General features: G+C 61.8%; 6 protein-coding genes. 5 read left to right on the top strand and 1 reads right to left on the bottom strand.

Annotation, left to right across the window (positions count from 1 at the left end; all coding sequences use genetic code 11):
* Nucleotides 1-358 precede the first annotated feature (358 nt).
* Entirely contained in the window at nucleotides 359-1,324 is a 966-nt protein-coding gene (locus GXH28_RS15045; RefSeq protein WP_169239840.1) for a BadF/BadG/BcrA/BcrD ATPase family protein, read from the bottom strand.
* A 229-nt stretch (nucleotides 1,325-1,553) separates the two neighbouring features.
* On the opposite strand from GXH28_RS15045, the gene GXH28_RS15050 reads away from it, so the two are divergent.
* The 5 genes from GXH28_RS15050 to GXH28_RS15070 all read left to right on the top strand — a co-directional run bounded on the left by GXH28_RS15050 (nucleotide 1,554) and on the right by GXH28_RS15070 (nucleotide 5,512).
* Nucleotides 1,554-2,558, top strand: a complete 1,005-nt coding sequence (locus tag GXH28_RS15050; protein WP_169239841.1) for a sugar phosphate isomerase/epimerase family protein — start codon at nucleotides 1,554-1,556, stop codon at nucleotides 2,556-2,558.
* Nucleotides 2,559-2,663: 105 nt separating this feature from the next.
* Nucleotides 2,664-3,047: a four helix bundle protein gene (locus GXH28_RS15055; RefSeq protein WP_169239842.1), complete on the top strand. Its 384-nt coding sequence runs from the start codon at nucleotides 2,664-2,666 to the stop codon at nucleotides 3,045-3,047.
* Between the two features lie 59 nt (nucleotides 3,048-3,106).
* Entirely contained in the window at nucleotides 3,107-4,291 is a 1,185-nt protein-coding gene (locus tag GXH28_RS15060) for a Gfo/Idh/MocA family protein (RefSeq protein WP_169239843.1), read from the top strand.
* 93 nt (nucleotides 4,292-4,384) lie between these two features.
* Complete coding sequence (locus GXH28_RS15065; protein ID WP_169239844.1) at nucleotides 4,385-4,708, top strand: SH3 domain-containing protein; 324 nt, start codon at nucleotides 4,385-4,387, stop codon at nucleotides 4,706-4,708.
* Between the two features lie 15 nt (nucleotides 4,709-4,723).
* Nucleotides 4,724-5,512, top strand: a complete 789-nt coding sequence (locus GXH28_RS15070; RefSeq protein WP_169239845.1) for an acetamidase/formamidase family protein — start codon at nucleotides 4,724-4,726, stop codon at nucleotides 5,510-5,512.
* Nucleotides 5,513-5,593: the final 81 nt, after the last annotated feature.

Raw genomic sequence — 5,593 nt, forward strand, 5'->3', positions numbered from 1 at the left:
ACAACGGTTCAATGCGCGCCCACAGACTATCAGACAGCTCCCAACTTGCAACGTCGGCGTATCGCGTCCCACTGGTATTATCCATATCCCTATTATGGCTCGTTCCGTAAGTTTAGAGATAGGTTCTAAAGTCTTCGACCTAGCCTTAACTCTGTTTGCCTCCAAGGGCTGGGTGACTACAGGCTTCGATTCGAGGCGCGGTGGTCGTCTTCGAGCCTGCCTGGATTTCGCCGCGTGCGTGCGCATGCGACGGTGAGGGATTTGAAACTGGAGATTCTCGGCAGCGCCGGCGAAGACGGCGTCGCTGTCATGCGCGCGACTTGCGCGATCATCGCATCGGGACGAGCCGGCGCGTTGGTCAATCTACAGCATCCGTCCGGATGATCGCTCGGCAGCCGCAAGCCTGGAGTGCGATCAGCGCAGCGCCGAGCACCGGCGACAACAGGGGATCGACAACGTTCGCTTGTGGATTAATCTCGCACAGCGCGGCGGTGAACCCTGCGCGCAGGCCGTGCACGTGCGCATACGCGCCGCCCACAGGCGCGACGGGCGCGTCCGGCGGCAGTGCCAGCCGGCGTTGGACGGCCATCACCTGCGTCGCCAGGTCGCGCGCTGCCTGTGTCACGATGCTTTGCGCGATGGCGTCCCCTTGAGCTGCTGCCTGCGAGACCAGCGGCGCCAAAGCAGCGAATCCCTTTGCGCCAAAGCTGGAGTCATACACGCGCCGCTTCACATCGCCTAGGGCTTTGACCTGGAAGTGCTCGCGCATCAAGCCCTCGAGCATTGTTGGCTCACCGACGCCGTCGTGCGCGTGAAGCGCGGCCATCAGCCCGCTTCGTCCGATCCACAGGGCGCTGCCCTCATCGCCGAGCAGCCAGCCCCAACCACCGGCGCGGGCCAGTTCGCCTGCGGCGTTCATCCCGAGGATGTGAGAGCCAGTGCCGCTGATGGCGATGATGCCAGGCCGATTGCCATGCGCGCCGATCAGCGCGGCGTAGGCGTCGCTATGCACTGCGATGTGCTGCGCCGAGATCAGCCCGGCGACGATCTGGCGCGCCAGCGCTGCTTCGGGCGAGTTATCCTCGACGCCGGTCAGCCCGAGGCCGATCGCCGCGACGGGCTGCGGTTCGAGGCCAGCGTTGGTCCAGGCCGAGGCGAAGGCTTCGCGCAGCGCCGCTGCGTGTCGTTCACGCGCGCCGGCAGCGGCCAAGTGCACCAGCCCGCTGCCCTGGCCATAGGCCAGCACGCGCCCATCGCAGGCGACCAGCGCGCACTTGGTGCTGGTCTGCCCACCATCCACACCGATCACCAGTTCGCATGCCATGTGGGCGATTGTAGGCGCGTCCCAGTCGTTGTGTATTGCCATATGGGCGATGAACGATGATGGATTGATGATTGATGACAGTGGGGCATTGGTGATTGATGGCCAATGAGCAGCGACTCGCCACCACCAACCGACGACCGAGTTTGCGCGTTCATCGCTCGCTGAATAGACTAGACAGGGAGAAAAGAAGCGCACGAGCGCATCGAACCCTCATAAGGAGCAATGATCTATGGCAAGACCTGTTACCCTCTTCACCGGTCAGTGGGCCGATTTGCCCTTCGAGACCATCGTAGAGAAAGCCAAGTCGTTCGGCTACGACGGCGTGGAGCTCGCCTGTTGGGGCGATCACTTCGACGTGGAGAAAGCGTTGAGCGACGACAGCTACGTACGCGGACGATGGGACGTGTTGAACAAGCATGGCATGAAGTGCTTCGCGATCAGCACCCATCTGGTGGGCCAGGCCGTCTGCGATCGGATTGATGAGCGGCATAAGGCCATCCTGCCGCCCCGCGTGTGGGGGAACGGCAAGCCGTCGGAGGTGAACAAGCGTGCTGCCGAAGAAGTAGCCAACACCGCACGCGCGGCCAAGCTGTTCGGCGTGAAGGTGGTGAATGGCTTCACCGGCAGCAGCATTTGGCCGTATGTGTATTCGTTCCCGCCGGTCAGCCCGGCCATGATTGACGCTGGCTATGCTGAGTTCGCCGAGCGATGGAACCCCATCCTCGATGTGTTCAAGGAGAACCAGGTCAAATTCGCGCTGGAGGTGCACCCTACTGAGATCGCCTTCGACATCGTTAGCGCCGAGCGCGCGCTAGAGGCCTTGAAGTATCGCGAGGAGTTCGGCTTCAACTACGACCCCTCACACTTCGGCTATCAGGGAGTGGACTACGTGGGGTTCATCCGCAAATTCCGCGATCGGATCTATCACGTGCACATGAAAGACGTCGCCTGGAGCAGCGTGCCGACGCAAGCCGGCGTGTTCGGCGGCCACACCCACTTCGGCGACTCGCGCCGCTATTGGGACTTCCGCAGCGTGGGCCGCGGCAACATCAACTTCGACGCCATCATCCGGGCGTTGAACGAGATCGGCTATGACGGACCGTTGTCGGTCGAATGGGAGGATCCTGGGATGGACCGCGAGCACGGCGCGACCGAAAGCTGCGCCAACGTGCGCCGCTACGACTTCAAACCCAGCGCGATGGCCTTCGATGCAGCGTTTGAGAGAAAGAAGTAAGAAATCAGAAATCAGAAGTCAGAAGTCAGAAGTCAGAGGTCAGAGGTCAGAAGTCAGAGGTCAGAGGTCAGAGATCAGAGATCAGAGATCAGAGATCAGAGACGGATGGCTAAGCACAAGTTTAGGGATCTCAAAGTCTGGCAGAGGGCGATGGCGTTCACGATTTCGATCTATCGAGAGACTGCCCAGTTCCCCGCGGACGAGAGATTCGGCTTGGTCAGCCAGCTGCGCCGAGCGAGCGCCGCGATCCCGCTCAATATCGCAGAGGGATCAGGCAACAGCTCGAATCGAGAATTCTGTCGCTTTCTTGAAATTGCGCAGCGTTCGGGCTACGAGGTCATGACCGGGATTGACATCGCGCGCGGGCTTGGATACTGGACCGATGCACTCGCCGATTCGTTGCTCAAAGACGTGGATGAGATCGTGGCGATGATTGTCGGTTTGGCCAAGTCCTTGCAGCGCGAAGATCAGCCTGCATCTGACATCTGACATCTGATATCTGATATCTGATATCTGATATCTGACTTCTCCCCAATCTGGAGGACACAATGTCAGACGAAGTTGGATTTGTCACCATGGCCGGGCCGAAGGCGGAAGGCCAGGCCCCGACGATCGGCGTGGGGATGCTGGGCTATGCCTTCATGGGCAAGGCGCACAGCAATGCGCTGAAGAAGCTGCCCTACATGATGTATCCGCCGGTGGCCATCCCGCGCTTGGTGGCGATCGCCGGCCGGCACAAAGAAGCTGTCCAGGAAGCTGCTAAGCGTTACGGCTACGAGAAAGCTTATACCGACTGGCGCAAGCTGATTGATGACCCAGACGTGCAAGTGTTCGACAACGGCGGCCCGAACAACGTGCACGCCGAGCCGAACATCGCCGCTGCCAAGGCCGGCAAGCACGTCATCAGCGAAAAGCCGCTCGGCCGCAACGCCGAGGAGTGCTGGGAGATGTGGCAGGCTGTCAAGAAGGCCGGCGTGAAGCACATGGTCGCGTTCAACTATCGCTTCGTGCCGGCGGTGCGGCTGGCCAAGGAACTGATAGACCAGGGCAAGCTCGGCCGCATCTACCACTTCCGCGCTTCTTACCTGCAGGAGTGGATCGCCGACGAGAATTTCCCCATGGTGTGGCGGCTGGACCGCGACATTGCCGGTAGCGGTGCGCTGGGCGACCTCGGCTCACACATTATTGACCTGGCCCGCTTTCTCGTCGGCGAACCCAGGAGCGTGATGGCTATGACCAAGACCTTCATCACCGAGCGCAATGCGGATGGCAAGCGTGAGGCAGTGACGGTGGACGATGCATTTGTCGCGCTTGTTGAGTACGACAACGGCGCGCTCGGCACGCTTGAGGCGACGCGCTTTGCGCCCGGCCGCAAGAACCACAACACCTTCGAGATCAACGCCGAGCGCGGCAGCATCCGCTTCAACCTAGAGAACATGAACTACCTGGAGGTGTTCATGCGCGACCAGCCGCGCGAGATTCAGGGCTTCACGCAGGTGCTGGTGAGCGAGAGCTACCATCCGTTCTGGAAGAACTGGTGGCCGCAAGGTCACATCATCGGCTGGGAGCACACCTTCGTGCACGAGTTCCATCACTTCTTCGATGCCGTCGTGAACAACGCCGACGTCAAGCCGTACGGCGCCGATTTCGAAGACGGCTACAAGAACGCCGTGATCTGCGATGCCATCCTGCAAAGCGCGCGAGAGAAGAAGCAGGTGGATATCAAGTACTGAATTTTGCGCCCAGCGCGCTCAAGGGCGCGCTGGGCGTAGCTTTGGGCAGCGGCCACGCGCGGCCGACCAAAGCGTTTGTATTGGAGGAACGCGTTGCAGCTTCGAACTTTCACCTTGGCGTTCGCTGCTCTTCTAGCTGCGTTGGTGGTAGCGCTCGGCGGTGCGCCGCCGGCCCTCGCCGCGCCGGCGAATGTGCGCGGCACGCCGGTGGCGCAGGTCGCCGCGCTCGTCAACCTGAACATCCGCTCCGGCCCGGGCCTGCACTACCGCATCTTGGGCATGTTACGGCCTGGTCACCGCGCCACGGTCACCGGCCTGAGCGACGACTACCACTGGTGGCGCGTCCGTTGCCCGTGGGGTGGTGTGTGCTGGGTCTCGGCCAATCCATACTACTCGAAGCCAGTCGCCTGGCGGTGATGAGCGGCCGATAACATGCTCCATCACTTTAAGCCGACGCGCTACTACAACACCATTGGCGCGCACGAGCCGGCGCTTGCCGTCGCCGACGGCGACACCGTGGTTACTACGTGTGTGGATGCGTGGGGTCAAGACGCGCGCGGCGAACGTCTGACGCAAGGGCCGAACCCGATGACCGGCCCGTTTTTCGTCCAGGGTGCGAAGCCCGGCGACGTGCTGGCCGTGCATCTGGATCGCATCACCCCCAATCGCGAATGGGGTTGGGTGCGCACCTCGCTCGCATTCAACGCGGTGGACCCAGACTTTGTGCGCGAGTTGCCCGAACGCGATCGGGCCATCGGCAAGTGGCGGGTGGATCTGGCTGCCGGCACGGCGACGCTCGAGTCGCCGCAGACCCGCTTGGGCGCATTCACGCTGCCCCTCGCGCCGATGATCGGTTGTTTCGGCGTGGCGCCGGACGGCGACCAGGCCATCAGCACAGCGACATCCGGCCCGCACGGTGGCAATATGGATTACAACGGCTTTGTGGCCGGCGTCACCGCCTACTTCCCGGTGTTCGTCGAGGGCGCGCTGTTCCATATCGGCGATGGTCACGCGCTGCAGGGCGATGGCGAAATCAGCGGCACGGGCGTCGAAATCTCGGTAGAGGTGGAATTTACTGTGCGCGTGATCGAACGTAAGGCAATCGGCTGGCCGCGCGGCGAGAATGCCGATTTCATCTTCACCGTCGGCAACGCGCGCCCGCTCGACCAAGCGTTATACCGCTTGCGGAGTCAAGGTGTGCTAAATAAACTTGGCGTATGAGAACAGGACGACCGCGACAACCGATTGAGATCGCTGAGAGCGTCGAGCAGTTGTATGCCCTGTATCGCCAGGAGAAGGATG

The organism is Candidatus Roseilinea sp. NK_OTU-006 (assembly GCF_012931985.1).
Lineage (GTDB): Bacteria > Chloroflexota > Anaerolineae > J036 > Brachytrichaceae > JAAFGM01.

Coding starts and splice junctions, on each gene's coding strand:
- GXH28_RS15055 (WP_169239842.1), top strand. CDS start 2,664: ATGGCTAAGCACAAGTTTAGGGATCTCAAAGTCTGGCAGAGGGCGATG.
- GXH28_RS15045 (WP_169239840.1), bottom strand. CDS start 1,324: ATGGCATGCGAACTGGTGATCGGTGTGGATGGTGGGCAGACCAGCACC.
- GXH28_RS15050 (WP_169239841.1), top strand. CDS start 1,554: ATGGCAAGACCTGTTACCCTCTTCACCGGTCAGTGGGCCGATTTGCCC.
- GXH28_RS15070 (WP_169239845.1), top strand. CDS start 4,724: ATGCTCCATCACTTTAAGCCGACGCGCTACTACAACACCATTGGCGCG.
- GXH28_RS15060 (WP_169239843.1), top strand. CDS start 3,107: ATGTCAGACGAAGTTGGATTTGTCACCATGGCCGGGCCGAAGGCGGAA.